Origin of the sequence: Pseudomonas sp. S150, assembly GCF_004526365.1 — a bacterium.
Classification (GTDB): domain Bacteria; phylum Pseudomonadota; class Gammaproteobacteria; order Pseudomonadales; family Pseudomonadaceae; genus Aquipseudomonas; species Aquipseudomonas putida_A.
Map to the genome: position 1 here is coordinate 4,085,649 of NZ_CP038207.1, position 23,356 is coordinate 4,109,004.

21 protein-coding genes and 1 pseudogene are annotated in these 23,356 nt (G+C 57.5%); 4 read left to right on the forward strand and 18 right to left on the reverse strand.

What is annotated here, in order from left to right; all coding sequences use genetic code 11:
- Positions 1-322 precede the first annotated feature (322 nt).
- The 7 genes from gspF to gspG all read right to left on the reverse strand — a co-directional run bounded on the left by gspF (position 323) and on the right by gspG (position 8,917).
- Positions 323-1,534, reverse strand: a complete 1,212-nt coding sequence (gene gspF / locus E3Z29_RS18600; RefSeq protein WP_003225634.1) for a type II secretion system inner membrane protein GspF — start codon at positions 1,532-1,534, stop codon at positions 323-325.
- A complete protein-coding gene (gene gspE / locus E3Z29_RS18605) occupies positions 1,534-2,940 on the reverse strand; it encodes a type II secretion system ATPase GspE (protein ID WP_134786566.1) in 1,407 nt (468 codons plus the stop codon). The genes gspF and gspE overlap by 1 nt, the downstream gene beginning before the upstream one ends.
- A 456-nt stretch (positions 2,941-3,396) precedes the next feature.
- Positions 3,397-5,778, reverse strand: a complete 2,382-nt coding sequence (gene gspD / locus E3Z29_RS18610; RefSeq protein ID WP_134786567.1) for a type II secretion system secretin GspD — start codon at positions 5,776-5,778, stop codon at positions 3,397-3,399.
- Complete coding sequence (gene gspM / locus E3Z29_RS18615) at positions 5,775-6,323, reverse strand: type II secretion system protein GspM (RefSeq protein ID WP_134786568.1); 549 nt, start codon at positions 6,321-6,323, stop codon at positions 5,775-5,777. Before gspM ends, gspD begins: the two co-directional genes overlap by 4 nt.
- The gene (gene gspL, locus E3Z29_RS18620) at positions 6,316-7,500 is read right to left on the reverse strand and encodes a type II secretion system protein GspL (protein ID WP_134786569.1); all 1,185 of its coding nucleotides are present in this window, start codon (positions 7,498-7,500) and stop codon (positions 6,316-6,318) included. Before gspL ends, gspM begins: the two co-directional genes overlap by 8 nt.
- The gene (gspK, locus tag E3Z29_RS18625; protein ID WP_134786570.1) at positions 7,497-8,450 is read right to left on the reverse strand and encodes a type II secretion system minor pseudopilin GspK; all 954 of its coding nucleotides are present in this window, start codon (positions 8,448-8,450) and stop codon (positions 7,497-7,499) included. Before gspK ends, gspL begins: the two co-directional genes overlap by 4 nt.
- A gap of 8 nt (positions 8,451-8,458) precedes the next feature.
- Positions 8,459-8,917 (reverse strand): type II secretion system major pseudopilin GspG, encoded by a 459-nt coding sequence (gspG, locus tag E3Z29_RS18630; protein WP_041062388.1) that lies wholly within the window; start codon positions 8,915-8,917, stop codon positions 8,459-8,461.
- Positions 8,918-9,065: 148 nt separating this feature from the next.
- Here gspG and gspI point away from each other — a divergent pair, with 148 nt between their 5' ends.
- A complete protein-coding gene (gspI, locus tag E3Z29_RS18635) occupies positions 9,066-9,440 on the forward strand; it encodes a type II secretion system minor pseudopilin GspI (protein WP_134786571.1) in 375 nt (124 codons plus the stop codon).
- Between the two features lie 232 nt (positions 9,441-9,672).
- Here gspI and E3Z29_RS18640 read toward each other — a convergent pair whose 3' ends face one another.
- From E3Z29_RS18640 to E3Z29_RS18650, 3 genes are all read right to left on the reverse strand, one after another.
- Positions 9,673-10,032 (reverse strand): DUF6124 family protein, encoded by a 360-nt coding sequence (locus tag E3Z29_RS18640; protein ID WP_007968533.1) that lies wholly within the window; start codon positions 10,030-10,032, stop codon positions 9,673-9,675.
- A 494-nt stretch (positions 10,033-10,526) separates the two neighbouring features.
- Positions 10,527-10,943, reverse strand: coding sequence for a hypothetical protein (locus E3Z29_RS18645; protein ID WP_134786572.1), 417 nt, complete (start codon positions 10,941-10,943; stop codon positions 10,527-10,529).
- A 249-nt stretch (positions 10,944-11,192) separates the two neighbouring features.
- Positions 11,193-11,552 carry a DUF6124 family protein gene (locus E3Z29_RS18650; RefSeq protein ID WP_134786573.1) on the reverse strand — a complete coding sequence of 120 codons (360 nt, stop codon included), beginning with the start codon at positions 11,550-11,552 and terminating at the stop codon, positions 11,193-11,195.
- 600 nt (positions 11,553-12,152) lie between these two features.
- On the opposite strand from E3Z29_RS18650, the gene E3Z29_RS29470 reads away from it, so the two are divergent.
- The gene (locus E3Z29_RS29470; RefSeq protein ID WP_167734063.1) at positions 12,153-12,986 is read left to right on the forward strand and encodes a hypothetical protein; all 834 of its coding nucleotides are present in this window, start codon (positions 12,153-12,155) and stop codon (positions 12,984-12,986) included.
- 280 nt (positions 12,987-13,266) lie between these two features.
- Here E3Z29_RS29470 and E3Z29_RS18660 read toward each other — a convergent pair whose 3' ends face one another.
- The 8 genes and pseudogenes from E3Z29_RS18660 to E3Z29_RS18695 all read right to left on the reverse strand — a co-directional run bounded on the left by E3Z29_RS18660 (position 13,267) and on the right by E3Z29_RS18695 (position 22,088).
- Complete coding sequence (locus E3Z29_RS18660; protein ID WP_095136351.1) at positions 13,267-13,626, reverse strand: DUF6124 family protein; 360 nt, start codon at positions 13,624-13,626, stop codon at positions 13,267-13,269.
- Positions 13,627-14,034: 408 nt separating this feature from the next.
- The gene (locus tag E3Z29_RS18665; RefSeq protein ID WP_134786575.1) at positions 14,035-14,421 is read right to left on the reverse strand and encodes a hypothetical protein; all 387 of its coding nucleotides are present in this window, start codon (positions 14,419-14,421) and stop codon (positions 14,035-14,037) included.
- An 86-nt stretch (positions 14,422-14,507) separates the two neighbouring features.
- A complete protein-coding gene (locus E3Z29_RS18670) occupies positions 14,508-14,891 on the reverse strand; it encodes a hypothetical protein (protein ID WP_095136353.1) in 384 nt (127 codons plus the stop codon).
- The gene (locus tag E3Z29_RS18675) at positions 14,888-16,036 is read right to left on the reverse strand and encodes a hypothetical protein (protein WP_134786576.1); all 1,149 of its coding nucleotides are present in this window, start codon (positions 16,034-16,036) and stop codon (positions 14,888-14,890) included. The genes E3Z29_RS18670 and E3Z29_RS18675 overlap by 4 nt, the downstream gene beginning before the upstream one ends.
- Positions 16,037-16,484: 448 nt before the next feature.
- Positions 16,485-17,273, reverse strand: coding sequence for a hypothetical protein (locus E3Z29_RS18680; protein ID WP_167734150.1), 789 nt, complete (start codon positions 17,271-17,273; stop codon positions 16,485-16,487).
- 164 nt (positions 17,274-17,437) lie between these two features.
- Complete coding sequence (locus E3Z29_RS18685; protein ID WP_134786577.1) at positions 17,438-19,189, reverse strand: UvrD-helicase domain-containing protein; 1,752 nt, start codon at positions 19,187-19,189, stop codon at positions 17,438-17,440.
- The gene (locus E3Z29_RS18690; RefSeq protein ID WP_134786578.1) at positions 19,182-21,254 is read right to left on the reverse strand and encodes an ATP-dependent endonuclease; all 2,073 of its coding nucleotides are present in this window, start codon (positions 21,252-21,254) and stop codon (positions 19,182-19,184) included. Before E3Z29_RS18690 ends, E3Z29_RS18685 begins: the two co-directional genes overlap by 8 nt.
- A gap of 401 nt (positions 21,255-21,655) precedes the next feature.
- A pseudogene (locus E3Z29_RS18695) lies at positions 21,656-22,088 on the reverse strand (type II secretion system protein N).
- Positions 22,089-22,221: 133 nt separating this feature from the next.
- Between E3Z29_RS18695 and gspH the strand changes: the two are divergent.
- Positions 22,222-22,674 (forward strand): type II secretion system minor pseudopilin GspH, encoded by a 453-nt coding sequence (gene gspH, locus E3Z29_RS18700; protein ID WP_134786579.1) that lies wholly within the window; start codon positions 22,222-22,224, stop codon positions 22,672-22,674.
- Entirely contained in the window at positions 22,671-23,279 is a 609-nt protein-coding gene (locus E3Z29_RS18705; protein WP_134786580.1) for a prepilin-type N-terminal cleavage/methylation domain-containing protein, read from the forward strand. Before gspH ends, E3Z29_RS18705 begins: the two co-directional genes overlap by 4 nt.
- Positions 23,280-23,356: the final 77 nt, after the last annotated feature.

Here is a 23,356-nt window from a genome sequence, read left to right on the forward strand (position 1 = left end):
GGGTTTTTCAGGGCGTTTTCTCGGGTGTTTGCGGCGGATTGCGAGGGGTCTGGATCGTGGGTTTGGCTGAAACTGGCTGCAGCCGTTGCGGGGTGGTTGCAGATGACAGAAAGGAAAACCCGAGGATGGTTCTTTTGAGGGTCGGGTGATGCTGAAGTCCTGGTAAAAAAGTCTGAATTATTTGTTGTTCTGACTGGCGCATTCGCGAGCAAGCTCGCTCCCACAGGTTCTTGCGGTGTGACATATATTGCATTAACAACTCTGTCCCCTGTGGGAGCGGGCTTGCTCGCGAAGAGGCCAGACCAGACGACCTCGGAATCAGCTACTGCACCAACTGGTTGATCTCAATGATCGGCAACAACACCGCCATCACAATCACCAGCACCACCCCTCCCATCACCACGATCATCAGCGGTTCGAGCAACGCGGTCATGCCCATCGCCCGGCGTTCGATATCGCGGGACAGCGTTTGCGCCGCACGTTCGAGCATCGGAGGCAGTGCGCCGGTTTTCTCGCCGCTGGCGATCAGGTGAATCAGCACCGGCGGAAACACGTTTTCCACCCGCAACGCCGCCGCGAGGTTCACCCCTTCGCGAACCTTGGCCGTGGCGTCGCTGACACTCAAGCTGAGCCGATCATTGGATAGCGTCTGCCGCGCCGCCTCCAGCGCCCGCAACAACGGCACCCCGGCACCGCCGAGAATCGCCAGGGTCGAGGCGAAACGTGCGGTGTTCAGGCCCAAGACGAAACGCCCGATCAGCGGCAACTTCAGCACCCGGTGATGCCAACTCAACCGCGCCGCCGGATTGCGCAGATACAGGCGCCAGCTCCAGAACGCACCGGCGATCAGCGCCGCACACAACCAGCCCCACGCCCGAATGAAATCGCTGGCGGTGAGCATCGCCAAGGTCAACCCCGGCAAGTCCTGCCGCGCCTGAGAAAACGCACTGACCACCTGCGGCACCACGTAACTCAGCAGAAAAATCACAATGCCGATCGACACCAGCCCGACCACACCGGGGTAGATAAACGCGGTGAGGATCTTGCCGCGCAGGTTATTGCGCTCCTCGATGTAATCCGCCAGCCGCTCCATCACCTGTGCCAGATCACCGGACTCCTCCCCCGCAGCGATCAACGCGCGGTAAATCTCCGGAAAATCCCGTGGCCGCGCGGCCAGTGACTCGGCCAGACGCATACCACTACGCACGTCGGCGCGCACCGCGCTGAGGGTGTGGGCGATGTGTTTTTTTTCGGCCTGCTCCACCGTCGCGCTGAGCGCGGCCTCAAGCGGCAGGCTGGCGCCGAGCAGACTCGCCAGTTGCCGCGTAGCCCAAGCCAGGTCGTTGTCCGACATACGCGCACTGAACAGACCGCCGCCGCCATGCTGGGCGACGTTGCTTTCCTTGTGCACCGACAACGCGGTCAAACCACGGCTGCGCAACACGCCGAACGCCGCGCCCTGGCTGTCCGCCTCCAGGTGCCCGGACTCGATCTTGCCGGTAGCGTCGGCGGCTTCAAAACGATAGCGATTCATCAGGCGTCTCGGGTCACACGGAGGATTTCTTCAGGGGCGGTGGCGCCGCTGCGAATCCAGCGCTCGCCGTCCTCGCGCAGGCTGAACATCCCGGCCTTGGACGCCGCCGCACGCAAGGCCTGCTCCCCTGCCCCTTGGTGAATCAGGGTGCGGATGTCGTCGTCGATGCAGAACAATTCGTGGATGCCGGTGCGACCGCTGTAGCCGGTATGGTTGCAGGCGGCGCAGCCCACCGGGCGCCAGGTGCCCGGCGCTGCTGAATCTTCCTGTTTGCACTCTTTGCAAAGGCGCCGCACCAGCCGCTGGGCCAGCACACCAAGCATCGACGAGGCCAGCAGAAACGGCTCGACACCCATGTCGATCAAGCGATTGACCGCCGACACCGCGTCGTTGGTGTGCAGCGTCGCCAGCACCAGGTGACCGGTGAGCGACGCCTGCACGGCGATTTGTGCGGTTTCCAGATCGCGGATCTCGCCGATCATGATGATGTCCGGGTCTTGCCGCAGGATCGCTCGCAATGCCAGGGCGAAGGTCATGTCGATCTTGGCGTTGACCTGAATCTGGCTGATCCCCGGCAGGTCGTATTCCACCGGGTCTTCGACGGTGAGGATGTTGCTGGTGCTGGCATCGAGGCGTGCCAGCGCGGCGTAGAGGCTGGTGGTCTTGCCGCTGCCGGTGGGGCCGGTGACCAGCACGATGCCGTGGGGCTGGCGAATCAGGTGATCGAGTCTGGCCAGCACCTGCGCGTCCATGCCGAGGGTTTCCAGGTGCAGACGCCCGGCCTGTTTGTCGAGCAAACGCATCACCACCCGCTCGCCATGCCCGGTTGGCACGGTCGACACGCGAATATCGATCGGCCGCCCGGCCACGCGCAGCGCGATGCGGCCGTCCTGCGGCAGGCGTTTTTCGGCGATGTCGAGCTGCGCCATGATCTTGATCCGCGACACCAGCGCACCGTGCAGTGCCTTGCGCGGCGAAACCACGTCACGCAGGGTGCCATCGACCCGGTAGCGCACCACCGAATGGGTTTCGAAGGGTTCGATGTGAATGTCGCTGGCTTCATCCCGCGCGGCCTGGGTAAGCAAGGCGTTGATCATGCGGATCACCGGTGCGCCGTCCTGAGTGTCGAGCAGGTCGGTAATTTCCGGCATGTCCTGCATCAGCCGGTCGAGGTCGACTTCGTTTTCTGCTGCGCCGACTACAGCGGCGGCGCTGCCGGTGTCGGCGTAGGCCGTGGCGAGCAGGCCATCGAGTTCGTCGTTGCGCACGCGCTTGAGCGACGTCCCACCGAACTGCCGCCGCACCTCGCTGATCGACCAGCCCGGCGTCGATGGACACACGGTCAGCACGCCGTCGCACAACAGAATGCGCTGGGCCTTGGCCCAGGCGTAGGGCAACGCACTCATCTCTTGAGCCCCCCCAATTCCCCTGTGGCGAGGGAGCTTGCTCCCGCTCGGGGGCGAAGCCCCCGTAAATCCGGCACGCAGGGTGTATCTGGAAGAATGGGGTAGCAGGTTTTGGGTCTGCTGCGCAGCCCAGCGGGAGCAAGCTCCCTCGCCACAGGAATGTTTTTCAGCTTGCGGGCCGAGCTCATGGCCTTGGCCCAGGCGTAGGGCAGCGAACTCATCTCAAAACCTCCCCAATCTCTCTGCCTGGAGGTGTTCCTGTGGTGAGGGGATTTCTTATGGAGAGCGTATTTCTTTTGGTGAGGGGATTTATCCCCGATGGGCTGCGCAGCAGCCCCGAAACCTGACATCCGAATCCATCTGACTGACCGCGTGCATAGGTTTTGGGGCCGCTTCGCTGCCCATCGGGGATAAATCCCCTCACTACAGGGTTACTTCTCAGACTGATGGAGGGATTCAAAAGCGTGTGCTCCCATCAATCGGCACAGCCTTGATCGTCGCTCTCGGCCCCGTCCCCGGCACCACCGCCGGCACCCCCTGCGCCGCCGTCGGCAACTGCGGCGCCTGCATGTCCGGCATTGCCCAGCTGCGTTCCGGTTGCAGGCCGCCCTGGGCGCGGCGCATGAAGTCGTAGCGGTTGAGGGTGATGCTGCGCCCCGCTTCGCTGTCGCGGATGATGTACGGGCGCAGGAACACCATCAGGTTGGTCTTGGTGATCGCCCGGCGTTCGTTGCGAAACAGCGCGCCGATACCCGGCAGCGTCCCCAGCCATGGCACCGCTTCGTTGCTCTGGCTGTAGCCGTCCTGTAGCAGGCCGCCGAGGACCATGATCTGGCCGTCGTCGAGCAGGATGCTGGTGTCGATCGCGCGCTTGTTGGTGACGATCCCCGCCGACGTCGCGCTGGCCGACGCGCGTTCGTCGATGCTGCTGACCTCCTGATAGATATCAAGCTTGACCGTGCCGCCCTCGGAAATCTGCGGCCGCACATTCAGCTTCAAACCCACCTCTTCCCGGGTCACGGTCTGGAACGGGTTGTTGCTCGTCCCCCCGCCGCCGGTGACATAGCTGCCACTGACAAACGGAATGGTCTGGCCGACAAAAATACTCGCCGCTTCGTTATCGAGGGTCAGCAGGTTCGGCGTCGACAGCACGTTGGTGCCGCCCTTGCTCTTCAGCGCCCGGGCCAACACTTTCAGGTCGAGGATCTTGCCGATGCCGGGGATGTCGACAGTGCCGTTGACGTAGCCGAGGTTCAAACCCTGGGGCAGCACATCGAGACTGGTCTTGCCGTTGAGGTTGATCCCCGACCCACCGAGGTTCGCCCCGCCGATCACGCCTTTACCGCCGAGATTGCCGGTCTGCCACTGCACACCGAATTCGCTGGCATCGTCCTCGCCGACCTCAACAATCAGGCTCTCGATCACCACTTGCGCGCGGCGCTGGTCGAGCAAATCGATGACCTCGCGCAGGTTGCGATACAACGGTTCCGGCGCTGATATCAGCAAGGTGTTGGTGGTCGCATCAGCCTGAATCGTCACCCCGCCGGCGCTGAACGCGACGTTCTGCTCACTGGCCTGACTGCCGCCGCTGCCGGTCGAACTGCTGCCCTGCGCGTAACTACCGCCGGTGCTGCCAGTGCTCGACGTGGTCGAGGTGTTGCCACTGGTTTGCGTGCCACTCTGCGCACTCGATCCGCCATTGTTGTTGCCGTTGCTGCCCATGGCACTGAGCACCGAGCGCGCACTGTCGCTGGTGCCGCTGTCGCTCTCGCCGGTGAGCAAACCGCGCAAGGCCTGCGCCAGTTTCGCCGCTTGCGCGTTACGCAAATAAACCACGTGCAGATTGCTCGGATTGCTCTGCGCGTTGTCGAGTTTGTAGATCAGGTTGCGCGCCAGCTCGGTGCGCTCAGGGCTGCCGGCGCGGATGATGATGGTGTTGGAACGCGGATCGCCGATCACCGCGATTTTCTGCGTCGGATCGTTGCCCGGCGCGTCGAGCAGATCCGCGACCATCGGCGCGATGTCGGCGGCGATGCCGTTCTGGATCTGCACCACGTCAGTGTCGATCGCGCTCGGGGTGTCGATGGTCTGGATCAACTGGGCGACGCGGGTCAGGTTCTCGGCGTAATCGGTGACGACGATGGTGTTGTTGCCGGGGTAGGCATTGATCGGGTTGTTCGGCGACACGATCGGGCGCAACACCGGAATCAGGTTCACCGCGTTTTCGTATTGCAGGCGAAAGGTACGCGTCAGCATGCCGTTGCCAGCCGGTTTGTCCGGACTATAGATCGGTCCGCCGAGCAGTTTCGCGTCGGCCTCCGGCACCACCTGCGCGACGCCGCCGACATCGACCACGCTGAAGCCCTGCATGCGCAACGCCGCCAGCAACATGTCATAAGCCTGGCGCGCCGGCACCTGACCTTCCGAGACCAGCGTCAGGCTGCCCTTGACCCGAGGGTCGACCAGAAACTGCTGGCCGGTGGAACGCGACAACGCGCGCACCACCGCTTGAATATCGGCATCGACAAAATTCAGCGTCACCGGCTGATCGCCCAGCGGATTGCTCGGCAGTGTGCTACCGCGCGGGACGCCGCCACTGCGCGCGCGTTCGGTGATGTTGTGCATCTGCCGTGGTTGCGGTGCGGTTTGTGCTTGGGCGCGTTGCCGATCGAGCAGCGCATCACCGCTGCGCTGGGTGTTGGCCAATGGACGGCCAAGTTCGCTGTCCACCAGCAACGGCGGCTGGTTCGGCGGCGTGGTGGTGTTGCTGCACGCGCTCAACGCCATCAGCAGCATCGGCAACGCCATGCGCGCCGGTTTGGATCCTGACCCCTTCATGAAGCTTCCTTAGCGCCCAGCGCCTGATCCATGCGAACGGTGCCTGACAATGTGCCGGCAGTGACTTCGGTCGAAGCGTTGTCGGCGCGTTGCAGACGGGCCTCGACCACTTGCAGAGAAAGTTGTGCCGGGGTGCTCAGCAGCCAATCGAGCACGGCATCGGCCGGCGCCGCGTCGAACGTCAGCTGCCACGCGCCGGCCTCCCCGGCCTGCAATTGATAGTGTCCGGCCAAACCGCTGGCCTGCAGCGTCTGTTCAAGAGACTGCGCAAGACTTTGCCCGTCCGGGCGCACGCTGACCTCGCGCAACAGCACTTCAAGGGCTTCGGTCTGCGCACGCAACTTCGGCGTTTCGCTTTGCCAGTAAGTGATTTTTTTCAGCGGAGGCTGAATCAATGCGACCCACACCAACAGCGCCAGCAACACCACCGCCATGCCGCCGACCATACGTTTTTCCCGCAGGGCCAGCGCTTGCCAACGCGCCTGAAGTTGCGCGCTGAAACGCTGCCAACGGGCGCGGTACACCGCGAGCGATGCCTTATTCATCTTCTGCTCCGCTGTCGTCAGCGCTTTCGTCGGGGGTGGTGACTTCGTCGCTCGGGCGCAGCAGCCAGCCTTCATCGTCAGCCGTCGCACTGATCCCGACCTGGGCCAATGCGGCTTGCCAATCCTTGTCCTTGTCATTGGCGCTGCGCCGGGCATCGGCCAGCAGACTCAACTGCAAGGTGCCGTCGACAAACGTCAGGCGCTCGACCGTGCCGGCCATGAACGGCATGCCACTGCCGGCCTGCAACACCAGCCGATTGAACGGCTGCGCCGGATCCTCCGCCGCGCCCTTCTGCCGCGCCGCCAATTGCTGACGCGCCTGCTGCAGCGGATTGAGGATCACCGGCAACTCGGGAAAGGCCTGCTTCACCCGCAGCGCCATCTGCGCCTTGAGCTGCTGACCCTGACTGGCTTCACGGGCGGCATACAGGTTCAAGCCGATGACCCACACCGCCACCGCCAATGCGCACAGCCCCAGCGCCCGGCCCCAACCGCGATGCTCGCTGCCCTGCTGTTGCACCGCACCGTGCAGGCCCCAACCGGGTAACGGCCCGGTCCAGCGCTGCGCCTCGGCCATCGGCAATTGCGCATCCGGCGGTGGCGTCGAGCCGATCCAGTGCAACGGCGTGCCACAGGTCAGCAGCCAATCACCAATCTCGTCGTCGAACAGCGGCTGCACCCGCGCCACCTGCACGCTTTCGCGCAGCAACAAATGGCCGTCCTGCCGACAGGCCACCGTACCCGGCAGCACCGGCAAGCTGTACGCCGCCGGATACAAGCCGCGCAGATTCAGACCGGCCTGCTTTAGCAGTTGCCCCAAATGCTGCAAACGCTGACGCGGCGCCCAGGCTATCTGCACCTGCCCCGCTTCGTCCCGCGAACTGTGAGCGATGTGCATGTCATCGCAGTCGCCGAGCATCAAGGCCTGCGCCGCACATTGCACCGCCGCTGCGGTCTTGTTCGCCGGCAATGGCGGCAGGTCGATGCTCGCCAGCAGGCTATCCGCCGGGTGCAGAAAAATGCTCAGCGGGGGCTGCTTCGCTAACTGCCCCAATTGGCTAAAGGTCTGGCGCTGCTCACGAATGACCTGCCCCTGACGGTCCAGCCACGCGCAGTCCATTTCACTGTCGAGACTCAACTGCGCCAGTGGCGGCAAACTCACACGCAACTGGCTCATGCGCCCACCCGCGACCAGATCACTTGCGGCAGACGATCCTCGCTGCGGTGCAGCAACGCATCGAGACTGACTCGGCGCTGATCACGCCGCGCCTCGCCACGCAGACGAAACCAGTCACTGGTGATGCCGACCTTGACGCTGGTCAGCTCCAGATTGGGCATGCGCAAGCGGTTGACGAAATCGCCCCGGTTGATGAACCAGCGCCCGGCGTCACGCTCATTGATCAGCGCCTGCGCCCGCTCCAGCGACAACCCCGGCACATACGCGGCCAGCACCGGCGCAGTGGCGGTATTGCCATTGAGCCAAGTGGTCGCCGGAATCACCGTCAGGTACGGCGCCAGTTTGCCGATGACCGCCTCATTCACGCCCTCGACGCTGCGCAAATCATCGACACTGCGCAGCATCGGCAACTTCGGATTCTGTGGCTTGCGCGACGCATTCGGCGACGTAGCGCGGCCACTGTCAAAGCCGTTTTTGCTCGCGGTATTTTCGGCAATCTGCGGGTTCAACAGGTAGGGATAAGAGCCAATCACCCGCTGACTGATGCGCTGACTCAACCCGGCGCTGATACCGATCAACGCGCACAGCCGCTGAAACGCCTGCACCTGCGCTTCATCGACACGCTCGTTGGCCACCAGATTGCGCAGGTTGAACTTGCCCTGCTCATCCTCCAGCCGCCCCTCGAAACCCTGCGCATTCAAGCGCTGCGCCCACGGCTGATCGAGCAGGGTCAGCGGATCACGCTGCCGCGCATCCCAGAGCAATTGTCGGCTGATCTCCAGACCGCCGTGCAACACCCAGCGCCCTTGAACGCGCTGCTGATCCGCCTCCAGCGCGCGGGTTGAAACGCTCTGCCGGGTCAACATCCCCGCCGCAATCACCGCGACCACCGCCGCGATCAACAGCGCACTGATGATCGCCATCCCCTGCTGGTTCGATTGGCTGTTCATCACCGGCCTTACAGCTGCCAGGAACCGATATCGGCATTCACGCCGTCGCCGTCAGGCTGACCGTCGGCACCGAGGGAAAAGATATCGATCTCGCCATTCGCGCCGGGATTGAGGTACTGATAAGGACGACCCCACGGGTCATTCGGCAAACGCTCCAGGTACGAACGCCAATTGCTGTTCTTCGCATCCGCCGGCCGCTCCACCAGCACTTTCAAACCCTGAGTCATGCTCGGATAAGTGCCGTGATCAAGGCGATACAACTTCAGCGCCTGCATCAAACCACCAATATCCTGCTTGGCCGCCGTGGCCCGCGCCTGATCCGGCCGATCCAGCACCTTGGGCACCACCATCGCCGCCAGAATCCCGAGAATCACCACCACCACCATGATTTCGATCAGGGTGAAACCTTGCTGCCCGCGGGGCATCCGGCTCGGTCGTCCGGGCTGTTTGAACTGCGCGATATCCATCTCGACATTCCCTTGGCTTGATTCGATTCGACGCGCAGTGTTGCAAGAAGATATGTCAGGGATGTTGAAAATCCTCGGGAGTTTTCGTCGTCAAGCCGTCAAGGACGCGGGTTAGGGTCGAGGGCTGTGTTTTGGCTTTGGGCCATTTATGCGCGCTCGTTCCCGAGAAAACGGATTCACCCTGATTGAAGTGCTGGTGGCACTGGCGATCATTGCCGTGGCGATGTCGGCGGCCGTGCGCGTAGCAGGGCTGATGACCCAAAGCAGCGGAGTTCTGCGGGATCGCTCGATTGCAATGATCGCAGCGCAAACCCGCATGGCGGAGCTGCAACTGGAAGGCCGATTGCCGACCGGTGTGAAAGCCGTTGATTGTGATCAGGGACGCCTGCTATTGCGCTGCGAACAAGCCATCGCCACAGCCGAAAACGGCCGATTGCTCAAGGTCGGCATCCAGGTCTTCGACCGCAACCAAGACGCCCCGCCCCTGGCCCGCCTGGAAACCCTACTAAATCGCCCCCTGTAGGAGCTGCCGAAGGCTGCGATCTTTTGATCTTGTTTTTAAACATCAAAATCAAAAGATCGTCCAATCGCGGCCCGATCCTCCGGCAGCTCCTCCACAAACAACTCAGGCAACAAAAACAACGCATGCCCCACACGATATCCGCAATCAGCCTGAAACCCTGTGGGAGCGAGCTTGCTCGCGAAGGCGCCAGAATGAACACCCGATCAATAACCAAGTGTCCCCGACACCTACATCACCCCGGCAACTGCAAATTATCCAAAGCCCGATTCACCGCCAACTCCCCAAGCATGATCAACTGCGCAATCCCCGCCAGCGCGTGACGCTGCGACACCGGCAACAAACTGGCAATGTTCTGCGCGAGAGTTTTGGCCGAAGCGAGTGTTTCACTGGCATCCACCAGCAGCTCTTCGGTTTTGTTGTCCGCCGTCACGGCATACATCCCACGGTGTTTACGTGGCGGCGGCGTGGAACCGGGCGGACAGAGGTAATGGTCGAGCGCGCGGTCGGCAGCTTCGTGGAGTTTTTTGGAATCGATGGATTCGTAGGGGGAAACCGAGGCGGTTTCGGGTGGGTTGGGTGTAGGTTTGATCATGGTGAAGCTCCTTGAGAAATGGAGCCGACAGCCATCGCTGCTAAACGAAGAGGTGGCGGCTTTACGCGGGTTAGCAGACCAGGCTCAAGGATCCCGGCGCACCGAAGTGCCCCACGCAAAGCCACCATAACGTTATGGCGGAACCTGCGTGCCTTGAAAATTGGCGAGCTGCTAAACCCGGTCACTGAACATTCAGCGACCGAACCACAATAGAACCCGCCCCCAAGGCGCACAAGCCGGCGGATTCTGGCGTAGCTGTAGGCAAAGGCGCAAGGATGTGTAGCCTGGGAGAGTGACAGGAGATGTCTTTTTAAACGGTGGTGTTTATCGAAATCCCACCGCGTCACCTCCCCCCTTAAATAGATACGGCCCTATGGTCCCTTACCAAGGTGTCCCGATACGCCTGCCCCCCCTTGGAGATGGACGGACCGAGTTGTCAGGTTCGACACATGTTCATCCGTACCCACGTTTTGCTCGCCTACAGAGCTTCCAACTCACGGCGTTATCGTTTCACAAACAAGATCCTGAGGCGCACCATCCTTAAATGGAATAGTACATTTTTTTAGAAACTCGGGTGCCGGCTCAAGTGGCATTATCTCAAACAAGAAAGTCAGCTTATCTTCTTGAAACTCTCCCTTTTTCAATTCAACTTGAGTGTATCCGTCGAGAAAGCTTTTGCCGTCAACGGAGCACAGCTCTTTTTCTTTAACTATTTCCCCGTTACCCCCTGGCACGAGCGATTGCACCCGTATGCACGGAGAATCGAATGTCCTCAAATATCTCACGATATATTTGCCTACTTTCCCTGCATCTGCCTGGTAGACCCGCTTGTAGTCAAATTCAGCCGCCGTCGCGGATGAAAGGCAAGCCAAACCAAAAAGCGTGTAGGCTGCGAGACGCAAAGTACGCATTAATTACTCTCCAAGTAACGATTTCTTTCGGCGAACCTGTTTGGGGGCACGCCTACCCAATTGCTATGCTTCGACATTTCTACTTTTATTAACCACACGAAGACGGCACGGTAGTAATCAACTGTTCCCACAGGTTTCAGCGTTGTACACAATATCTGCAATCAGCATAAAACCCTGTGGGAACGAGCCTGCTCGCGAAGGCGCCAGAGTGAACATCCGGTCAATCACCAGGCGATCCCGACACCCGCATCAACCCGGCAACTGCAAATTATCCAACGCCCGATTCACCGCCAACTCCCCGAGCATGATCAACTGCGCAATCCCCGCCAGCGCATGACGCTGCGACACCGGCAACAAACTGGCAATGTTCTGCGCGAGGGTTTTGGCCGAAGCAAGCGTTTCACTGGCATCCACCAGCAGCTCTTCGGTTTTGTTGTCCGCCGTCACGGCATACATCCCACGATATTTACGTGGCGGCGGCGTGGAACCGGACGGACAGAGGTAATGGTCGAGCGCGCGGTCGGCGGCTTCGTGGAGTTTTTTTGAGTCGATGGATTCGTAGGGGGAAACCGAGGCGGTTTCGGGCGGGTTGGGTGTTGGTTTTATCATGGTGAAGCTCCTTGATGACTGGAGCCGCCACCGTTCGCGGTCAAACAAACAGGGTGGCAGCTGTACGCGGGTTGACCGACCGGACATCAAGGAATCCGGCACACCCGAAGGTGTCCCACGCACAGCCGCCGCGACATGGTTTCAGACAATTCCTGAACACGTGCAGAACGCTGGCGCGCCTTGATATGGGGCGGACGGTCAAATCCGATCGCTGATTCGTCAGCGACCGAACCACAATAGAACCCGCCCCCAAGGCGCACAAGCCGGCGGATTCTGGCGTAGCTGTAGGTAACGGCGCAAGGATGTGTAGTCTGGAAGAGTGTTTGGAGATGTCTTTTTAAACGCTGGGTTTAACAAAATCCCTTTCCATTGCACCACCCTAAATAGATCAGCCCCCTTATTTCATCAAATCACCCCTACTACTAACCTCATAATCACGCGCTGATACCTGCGAACAAACAAATACCAAAAATTCCGTCGATAGTTATTTCCAAAAATTATAAAGGACTGTCAGTTCTGACAGGTTTAAAAATTTATCTTCGACATTAAAATTTAAATACAGAACACCACAGAAACAACCAACTACCGACGGAGATGAACATGTTTAACCTCGATAAAAAACTCATTGCTTCACTAATACTGGCACTAGGAATGATTGGCACTACTTACAACGCTCAAGCCACCACTGTCACGTTCAAAATCCCTTCGCCTCCATATAATGGTCCGGAAGCTTACAACCTCCCCAAGAAGGGAGAGATCACGGGTCAACGTTTTACGGTGCCCAACGGGGTAACCAAAATAACCATCACAGCGACTGGGGGTGGCGGGGGCGGAGGGGGCGGAGGGGGCGGTGGCGGTGCATACTCAAATATTATCAACAGTCGAGCTAGTGGTGGTGGAGGTGGTGGGGGCGGGAGTACCATCAAGTGTACTTTTGATCTAGTTAACGCGTCAGATGTTGGTTTTGTCGTCGGTAATGGGGGAAGAGGAGGAACCGGGGGGGAATTAAGTAATGATGGGCAGAGTGGCGAATACGGAATACCGGCAGACTTCCTATTCACTAGTAACACTAATAAAGACAACTTCAAATACACTCGAGTATCTGCAGGTGGAGGCTCACCTGGACAAGGCGGCTCACGAGGAACGATAACTGGAGCTGGGCCCGGCGGATCAGGCGGCGCTGGTGGTCACGGAAACGTCATGCCCGACGAACCCAACTGCACAATAATGAATGGAGAATCTGGCACAGCTGGAGGTTCAAGTGGTCCCCCTCAAAAAGCAGGAGCAGCTGGCAAGGCTGGATCGAACTCCTGCGGCGGCGGGGCCGGCGGTGCTGGTGGTGAAGGAGGTATCATAAATAATAGTACTTACGCAGGAACTAGCGGGAGTGCGGGAACGAAAGGCGGTTACGCTTGCGTCACCTTCGAGTACTAACCGACCCGAAGTCCACTTTTTAGGACGTGGCGATAAGAGCTCCCATCATACGAAATCTGACACTCCCCCTCCGATACGCCGATCACCTCGCAGATGTTGCTTGAGCTGCAAAAACAACTGCTTGATCGGCCGTATCTCAAAAGCAACCAGGTACACTCCTAGTAATCCAGAACGCACCAAAACAACCAGATAATTGCCTTCAGCCCCGGAAATCACGCGGAATACCAAGCGGCAGAAACAGCGCATGTGTCATCACCGTTGCTGCCCGCCCTACTCCGCATCACCCCGGCAACTGCAAATTATCCAACGCCCGATTCACCGCCAACTCCCCGAGCATGATCAACTGCGCAATCCCCGCCAGCGCATGACGCTGCGACACCGGCAACAGGCTGGCGATGTTCTGCGCGAGGGTTTTGGCCGAAGCGAGCGTTTCACTGGCATCGACCAGCAGCTCTTCGGTTTTGTTGTCCGCCGTCACCGCATACATCCCACGGGTTTTACGTGGCGGCGGCGTGGACCCGGGCGGACAGAGGTAATGGTCGAGCGCGCGATCGGCGGCTTCGTGGAGTTTTTTGGAATCGATGGATTCGTAGGGGGAAACCGAGGCGGTTTCGGGCGGGTTGGGTGTTGGTTTGATCATGAGTGAATCTCCATTTTTATACCTGGTGGAACCACCAAAACCCGTCGCTAAACAAGTAAGGGTGGCAGCTGTACGCGGGTTAGCGAACCGAGAGGTATAAGACCCGGCAGACCCGAAGGTCTCCCACGCACAGCCACCATATCGTCGTCGCAAACGTCTGCGACAAACTGGAGCGTCGTTGCACTTATACCTGGTCGGGTCGCTAAACCCGGTCGCTGGGTTACCAGCGACCCATAGACGATAAAGACCAAGTACAAAGCGCACAAGCCGGCGGATTCTGGCGTAGCTGTAGGCAAAGGCGCAAGGATATGTAGCCTGAGAGAGTGTCTGGAGATGTCTTTTTAAACGTTGCCGTTTACCGAGATTCCCCTGTGCCAACGGTGGGGGTTGAGCACACGCAAAGGAGCGCTAAAGGAAACCTGATTTCACAGTTGCTCCGAAGCTGATCATGACCACCAGCAAACAAATCACGCTCCATTGCAGCGCGACTAACTTACGTTTAAGCGGGCCTGGGAAATTGGCTAGATCTTCGGAGCTTATCTCGCCCCTTTTCAGATAAAACCTGGGGAAGGTAACAATTCCCGAAATGCCACCCACGAGCAGAAGCTTTCCCCAAGGCCCGCCATGCCGAAGTGGAGCGCGAGTCATGATCGCCGGGCAGTTTTTCAGGTGCTCTAGCATTAAATCCATCTTTGTGTAGGCGAGGTGTAAACACACGCCTACCCAAAGAATAATCCCCACCAGATCAATCAGCGCGATGGACAGAAGCACCGTATCAGTAACGCTTAAACTCATTTGCCCGTCTCAAAGATCTTCCCACTGCCCCTTTAACTGATGCACCTGGGAGTGTTCAAACGAGGGTGAACAAACCTGATGTCCGGTTACTTGAGAACTCCTGATTTACCCAAAGCGACCAGCACAACCATCGCAGAAAGCAGCACTATTGCGCTCCATTGCATCCATACGAGTTTCTGCCTGAGTGAGACCGGAAAGCTCGCTACATCCTCAGTGCTGAGCGTGCCCCGTCTAATGTAGAAATTCGTAAACGTCACGAGACCAGAGGCGCCACCTACCAAAAGCAATCTGCCCCACGCACCTCCGTGCTTCAGCGCAGCTAACCTGGTGCCGGCAGAGCTGTTCTTGAGATGTTCAAGAATCACGTCCATCTTGATGTGGGCAATGTAGAGAGCAATCCCGATCCAGATGATCATCGAGATAATCACTACACCACACAACCCTCCAACTATCAGTTCAGCGGTATTCATTTAGTCACCTCGTAAATCACTTCGCCGAACATTTCACCGCCGGCCCCTCCTACCGCCCCACCAGCAAATGAGCCTGCCGCTACAACTACCACGCCGCAAGCAAGGGTTCCCAATCCACCGGTAGGCACGCCGAGCCCCACGCAGATTGCACCGACCACAGGAGCAGTTAGCACTGCTCCTGTCATTGCGCCACCGGCCACCCCACCAATGAAGCTACCGCCCTCCGTGTATTTAATCTTTTCACAGGCGTCTTTGTTGCCTGCCGCACAGACTTCTTGAACCTTCATGTAAGACGCCCCGCCACCTACGGCTGTACCAATCCAGCCGCCGTACTTAACAACCTTGGCCGCTCTGGCGACACCTTCCGTATGAGTGGCGTAGCCAGGAATCTGCCCCGGAGCTCCCGCCAGACTCCAGTGATGCACCAGACTTTTGCTGGATATGCCGAGGGCTGATTTCAGGCTCGGATGATCAGGGAAGCCGATGCCCTTTCTGGTTAAACCGGTGAGCTGTCTATCGAGCTTGGCAAACAAACGTGCACGTTCTGCAAAGAACTCTGAACTACGCAAGTGACCGTCACGCTGAAAACTTTTCTGGTGCAACGCTTCGATTTCCTTCAGCGAAGTTTTCACGTCCTCCAGGTTCTTGGCGAAAATCGATTCACCCACACCGATTGATGTTGAACCTTGCGAAAGAATGGATTCAATCTCGCTCCGATAGCGAACCATGAAGCTGGCCTCTTCGTCGCTCATGGGTTTGAGTGCCGCATCCACCTTCTGAGCCGCTTCCATGAGCAACGCTTCTTCACGCGTGCACTGCGGATTGTTCGGATCACTCAACACGATAAGTTGACCGGGCTTGGCATAACCGGTGACATGAGGGTTGAGGCGCGTGAACTTCTCAAGCGTTGCACCATCCGGCTTATCGAACAGTGCAGCCTCTAGCGCAGAGCGTGGCATGACTTGCTGAACGATGTAGAAACCGGGTTCAGCTGGTGCCTTCGCAGCAGCCGGTTTCTCCGCCGGTTCCTCAGGGTATTCCGCCCAATACTTGGCGTGCAGGTCGGTCGGTTCTACGCCGCGATAGACCTTATTTCTAGGTGGGTTAGGTAGCGCGGGCCTTGGTACGTTTCCATATTCACTCATGAATCATCCTTGTCATTTCGGGAATCCTGACTTGAGGTTCTGACAGCCGAACGCTATCGGAAAGCCCAAATGCTGGCTGTAGGACAAAGCCTAAAAAGCTGTGCCCAAACGACTGATTCCTGTCATTCGCGGGGTGCGCAGGATAACTGGTGAGGGAAGATGGTTGTATGGCAGCAGATGGCCACCTCATAGCATTACCAGTTTGCGTGCGTCGACCGGTTGAATCCACAGCAATTAGCTGTCTTTCACAAGCGACCGCCTTCGGCCAAAACAGCCCTTTCGCAACAGGTAGAAATCGGCCATAAGCGGCAGCTCGATAACAGTGCAGGTGCCGCCTAGTTCTGAGAGTTATTGGACACGTGGCCACACACCGCGAGACCAGATAGAAGCGTTTCAACCTCAACATCCACACCATGCGGAGGGTACAAATAATTTCAGATCCACTTGCTCACTTGAAGCTTCTGAAAAGCTCCATTGCCTCATCATCGGAAAGCCCCCGCATGAACAGTTCATAACTTTTCATTTCCTCTGCCGTAGGAACGGTGAAGTCTGGAATTGCCCGAATTCCATCAGCAATGTCCCTGCGAGAAATATTTCCCTGAATAATCATGCCGCTATTCATCTGATACTCCAGCGAGCCGCACTCCCGATTCATGTATCCCACAGTGCCACCCACCAACATCGCGCCAGGACGCTTTCGAACCTCATGCTTGGCGAGGGCGACACGTAGAGTCTCCAGCCTAATGAAAAGGAAATGGATACGCGCTAGGTCGTCCTCCAGTGCCTTCACAAGCGAGGGATCATCAATCAGAGCCTGAATCTCATCCGCCCTTTGTTGAGCTGTGTAGTTGATATATCCCCGGTCGCGTTTGAGTTCTTTGAGCTTCAGGTGAAGCCCTGAGTTTCTAGCTGTTTTAACGTAGCCTTTAACTTTCTCAATCCACGTTCGCATGACCTCATAAGCGCTGAAAATCCACATCTGCGACTGAGCTGCAAGGAAGACCGAATTATAGGGGGTGGAGGTTTCGTTGAATTTCGCGCGGAGGTATCCGTACTCCAAATCCATCACGAATTCATCAACGATGGTCAGGTTCATCGACTGACTGACAAGGTTCATATCTGTTCCGAACAACTTCAGCGATTTCAGAGCCTCACCCAATGCATATTGGGGAATCTGAGCTGGGTGAAGATAGGTAGGCACATAGTCCTTTTCATGGCTGTATTCATCCTCAATCATGAGCGCCCCTCTGTGTGTGATTCCGTTATTTAGTTGATCCGAGGATGCCTTGCTAAATATCAACTCCTGGAAATATATTTGGGAAGACTACGAGCCGAAGGAGGAAATAGAACTGAGATGCCCGAGAATGCGATGCATGGTGTTGGGCACAGTACCTCTTTCAATTATGGCTCTGCTGGCAGCTCAATGACACATTCGTCGCCGAACCAAGCTGTAATCTGCCGCAGCGCATTTGGACTAAGCAGTTGGGTAAACAATAATGCCAAACGTATCTTCGGACGTGAGCAAGCCACGTAGAAGAGGTTGCGATTGTTTTCGAATCGTGCCCGTTTATCAGCAGGAGGCCCAGCCTGATACCATTCGAGCATTTCAGCGAAGTTGTAGTCGTTCCAGCCGCGTCCTAGGACAACGACCACGTTCTCAAACTCAGCTCCCTTAACTCCATGCTTTGTCGCGAATGGCGTGTGCCCATCAATGAACTCATCAAGCGCTATCAACTCACGATAAGGCACCACGCGCAATTTTCGCAGCTGTGTAACCCGCCGAGGTTCTTCGTCACTCACCTCATCCCCAGCAGCCTCCAACCTTTGCTCGTTCCGGACCACCGCATCGGGCAATTGCATTTGGGGCACCCTGCGGATGTGATCAATTACGTCGCCAATGGAGCCTTTCATCCTCAGCTCGGCCAGTGTGTCCATGGCTTTGACCCACGCCACTTTATCGCTATGCTGACGGATTGTTGGACGATCACTCGCTAGGTGTTTGAACATCTCGCCATATTGGCGCTGAGCATATGCCGCGTAAGCGGGTTCAAGATGATCCGCAAGGTACTTTATGTGCGGATCTTCCTTTTTTAACCACGACTCGTTGAACCGTCCAAAGATCGGTGGAATGGACTCGTATCCTTGCTCCCGGGCAATGCCGGTATGGTTGAGCATCAAAATCTTAGTTTTCTCGGGAGAGAAGTCCCACCCTTCAGCGATAAGCCGCGCTTTCAGGTATGAAAAATATGCACGTGCAGCCTCGGGGCTAGTGTCACCTTTCCAGTGCCCACCCCCCTGCCCTGTCCGTCTAACGCCAGGCCAACGATTGGTGTGAAAGACCCGAGCCTCACCGATCAATTCGGGGTCACTCACCATCTGAAGCAATGCCGGCCGCATGTGATTGAGAACATCGACAATACGAGAAGCAGATCTGAAATTCGCGTTTTTGTTGATCACTTGAAGAGTTTCATGTTCGACCAATCCACAACCTGAGCCGTAGATTTTTTGCCAATGATCTCCAAACAGACCAATCAACGGTCCCTCTGCATGATCCAAAAACCATGACCGTAAGGCGTCGAAGAACTGCTCATCCGTGTCCTGATACTCGTCGATGAACAAAATAGGATATCGCGAGGTAATCACCGCCCTGAATTTCTGCGACGTTAACGCTTGAATCATAAAGGTGAGCACATCCTCGTGCCGGATAGAGACTTCTTCGTCAGAGATCCGAGGGATACCCATTTCGTAATAGATTCGTCTTCCGCCTACGCCTCCTAGAGGTTCTAAACGCGCTCGCCAAAAGTCTTGGCCACTGAGGAAGGCCCGTAGAGAGCTCTGAAAGTCTTTGAGAACAGACCAGCAGAAGCCATGAACCGTCTCAGCTCGGATCGCTGGATGGGCCTGGAAACGAGAGATGATTTCGTCTTTGGCAACGTTCGTATAGGTGATGCAGGCGATCTGCTGCCCTTGACGGACCAAAGCAGTTCCCCGGTGCTCGATCAGAAGGCTAAGAGCCTTCTCTAGGGAGTACGTTTTACCCGCACCTGCTCCGGCTTCGAGTCGAAAGCTTTGACCTTCGTCGAGACATGCGAACATGCACTCTAATGCTTGTCGACCTGCAATATCCGCAGGGCTCTCTAGACGACTAGGCATCGCCATTGCTCCTTTCTGCGCCCATTACCTCGCCGGCAGCCTCTTCAACGGCGGCCATTGCTTCAATAGCTACCTGCGCATCGACGATCGGAACGCCGACTGCTAACCACCGCAACCCTTCCGCGATATATCGAGGAACTGCCCAATTCGTATCCTCAATCGCATATTTCAAAGCGAACTCAGATTTTTTTTGATCAGCCGCATGCGCATAAGCCAAAAGAGCTGCATCACCTTGCCCTAAATCAAATCGGTCCAGATTCGCCAGAATGAAGGCGTCCTCAAAACTCCTGCCCGACGGTCCTCCGGCTACCTCAGGTACCTGGTACGCAAGACGCCTAATTCCCTTCATCTTCTCTGCCGACGTTTTTGCAAGCAATTGCGTCGGAGAGATGTTGGGGTCGAACCAGTCCTTGAGGCATCCATTGCTGGTGAATTGACCTTCTGCTACAGGACAAGCTTTTCGTTTTTTTGCCTCGTTTGGCTTAACGGAATCGATATCCGTCACTATCAAGGTACGCAGTTCCAGGAAGGAGAGAAGGTCGTGAAACCGGTGTGCATACGCTCCACCAACTTCCATCACAGTCACGTATTGACTCGCAAGCTTGGGCTCGCCGACCGCGGCTGCGTCAGTTTTGGCGATCATGGTGGGCAGAAGCAGGCGCTCAGATGTGCCCTCAATCAAGATTGCCTTGTCTGCAAAGAATAGATCACAGCGTGTGAGCGTGAGGTACTGGTAAAGAAAATCTCTATCCGGCTGGGATACGCCGCCCATCCCCTGTCTAAGGTCCTTGATTTTGGACTGCCGGATACCGTGCTCATCTGCTGCAGACAAGAAGTAACGCATGGTTTCAAAGCGCGCCTCGTTTGCCATATGCGGAGAGTGTGTCGAAATCACAAACTGCACTGGCCATGGCCGACTGTCGTTCAGTTGCTTCTCAAACTCACCTTTGATCAGATGGAGCTGACGGATGAAGACTTCCTGCATTTGGGGATGCAAGTGTGCTTCAGGCTCTTCGATGAAAATGAGGTGGACACTTGCCGCTGCTGGCGTTGCCTGGAACTCCCTGAAAAATTTCAGCAACTGGAGAAGGATATATACGAGGTTGCGCACGCCTAAACCGTTGTAGCTTTCCGGCAAAGTCAGTCCATTTACACCCCGATATCTAACTTGTGTATGGTCTTTAAGCAGCCGCTCGACATCGAAGGTCGTGACGGTGGTAAGACCGGGATCATCTAACCCAGGGTATCCAAACAGCTCGAATGTCGGGAGTAGAGATGTCAGGCCGGCATTGAAGCCGTCATGAAGATCCTTCTGAATTTTTTCAACTGCACCATGAAGTTGTTCAGCGGTAGTGCGCTTTTGAGGATCGGTCGGATCCGTCAAGGCCGACTGGAAAAGTACCTCAACCACCTTGCCAAGAACATCGCGTTCCCGAAGGGTGTCATCGTCCAGTCCCCGTTGCGCATTGATGAAGCCTCCGCGGATCAGAGTGGTGAGATATTTGAGTTCAAGTTCCTTTCTATTCGTGGGGTCGTTAGGATCAACAGCTTCTAGTCGAGTCTCGTAAGACGATGCTAGGCGTACCTTAATCAGGTTAAAAAAAGCAGACCGCTCAAGTTGTTCATCTCCGGGCAGCGGAATTGCCTCGAACAATGAATCCAGAGCTGTAGGCTTCGGCCCGTACGTGAGGACAATACGCGCACATGAACAATCTGGATCAAGATCAACAATGCACCCGCTGAGCGAACCCAAATCCGGCGCTTTGATATCGTAAGAAATGTCCAGCTTGACTTGGATCGCTGGAAGGATAGCTGCGACGTCGCCACGGGGCACACCACTATGCAACGCATCAAATGCTGTCCAAAACCGGTCGTGGCAACCCAGGGAAAAGTCCTCCAATTTGAAAGAGGGCGCCCTGTCCGCGAGCAGCCGACGAAACATCTCGGCGATAGACGTCTTGCCGCAATTGTTCCGCCCGACAATCAAAGTAGTTCCAGCTTCAATCCCAAGACTGACGTCTTGAAGCAACCTGAAATTCTGAATTTCAACGCGCTCGATCTGCATGATGTACCTACCGTGAAATCGTATGGCCATCAATGTAGATGCAAACGCAGAGTAGTCAAACGACTCGAAAATGCCCTCTGACGTCGACGATTAAAATTTTCCCGGCCCCGACCATACCCGCTAGCAGTCAAATTGCTCTGTAGTTTGAATAGGAAGACATGCGGAAACATCATAGCGACTCTCAACCGGAAGACCCGAATCCTTGCTAGCCGCTAGTGGATAAACGTCCGCGTTTGCTCGCTTGAAGTGGTTTGCACTTGGCTGCTTTTGGCCGATGGAGGACATTCTCGATTCCCCAATATCGGATAAGCAATCCCTAGCTTGTCAACTGACTGCTTTTGCAGAGGCGCTTAAACTGACATTCAGCCAAACGGCAAAAATACCAACTCCGATCCTACAAATCAGGGCCTCTTAAGACTCGGCAAAATCACCCCCTCCCCCAACCTCTCCACCTCCAACCTCACCCTCTCCCCCCCCTGCTCGATCACCACCCCATCCCCCTCCACCGCCACCAACTTCACCCCAGGCCCCACCCGCTCCCCCTGCAAAAAACTCCTCGGCGGTCCATCGTTCAAACTCAAAATCGCCACCGCCCCGCGACTCCCCGCCATCACCCCGCTCACCTTGATGTCCACCGGCGCCGTCTGGTTGGAAAACCACTGCAACGCCGGGCTGTCACTGCGCGCCGCGAGCATTTGCGGGGGGGGCTGGTGGGGTATGCGATTCGGCGGAGGTCAGGAGTAGCGACGACCAGGTCGCGACGCCGATCAGGGCGGCGAGCAGTGCGAGGGCCTGGACGGTTTGCGGGGGGGATATGCGGGTGGTGAGCATCATGGGCTGAATCTCCTTTTAGTCCCTGCTGACAGGCTACGCGGCAATTCTCACGGTTTTATTTCACACGTCTTACATGTTGGCCGTGCAGGATGTTTTTTTGGGACGGGGCAGGACGCAACGGAGTGCGCAACCGATGAATGTGGGCAAGCAACAGGGCTTTACGCTGATCGAGTTGATGGTGGTGCTGGTGATCATCGGGATCGCCAGTGCGGCGATCAGTCTGAGTATCAAGCCGGATCCGCTGCAATTGCTGCGCAAGGACGCCGAGCGGGTGGCGCAGTTACTGCAGGTGGCGCAGGCGGAGGCGCGGGCTGATGGTCGGCCGATTGTTTGGCTGAGCGATGGCAAAGGGTTTCGGTTCAGTCGGCGCGGTGACAGTGGTCGGGGGTTTGAGCATTTCAAGGATGATCCGCAGTTGCGGCCGCGCACCTGGCAGAGTCCGAAGCTGGAGGTGCGGGTGGAGCCGAAGCAGAAGGTTGTGCTTAACGCCGAGTGGATTAATCCGCCACTGCAATTGACCCTGTCTGATGGGCTGAATCGGCTGAGTGTGCTGCGTGATGCCAGTGGCAGGATCAGTGTGCAATGAACGATCAACGGGGCTTTACCCTGATCGAGGTGATGGTCGCTATTTTGCTGATGGCGGTGGTCAGTTTGATTGCGTGGCGCGGGCTGGACAGTGTGACGCGGGCGGACAGTCATTTGCAGGCGAGCAGTGAGCAGAGCGACAGTTTGTTGCGGGCGTTGAATCAGTTGCAGCGTGATGTGGAGATGCGTGCGGGGATTGAATTGACTGAGCCGAAGAAGGTTGGCGTGGATGATGAGCCGCCGAGCGCGCCGCCTGCGCTGACGGTGCGGAGCAGTGATAGCAAGGGGTTTCGGCTGGATATCATTCGTAGTGCGGCGGATCAGCCTGGGGCCTTGCAGCGGGTGCGTTGGTGGGTCAAGGGGGATACGTTGTATCGGGCGGTGGCTGAGGCGCGCAGTCGTTATCCGTTGCCGGCGCCGGGGGCTGGGGTGGCGGTGTTGCAGGGTGTGAGTGATGTGCAGGTGCGGGTTTGGGAGGTGGATAAGGGGTGGCGGCAGTTGAGTGGCAATCGGCGGGAGGATCCGGTGGGGTTGGAGGTTCGGTTGACGCGGGAGACGGCGCAGGGGGTGGAGCGGTATCGGCAGGTGATGGGGCCGCTGCAATAACCTGAATCACTGCAAAAACCTGTGGGAGCGGGCTTGCTCGCGAATGCAGTGGGTCAGTTTATGATGATTTGGCTGAA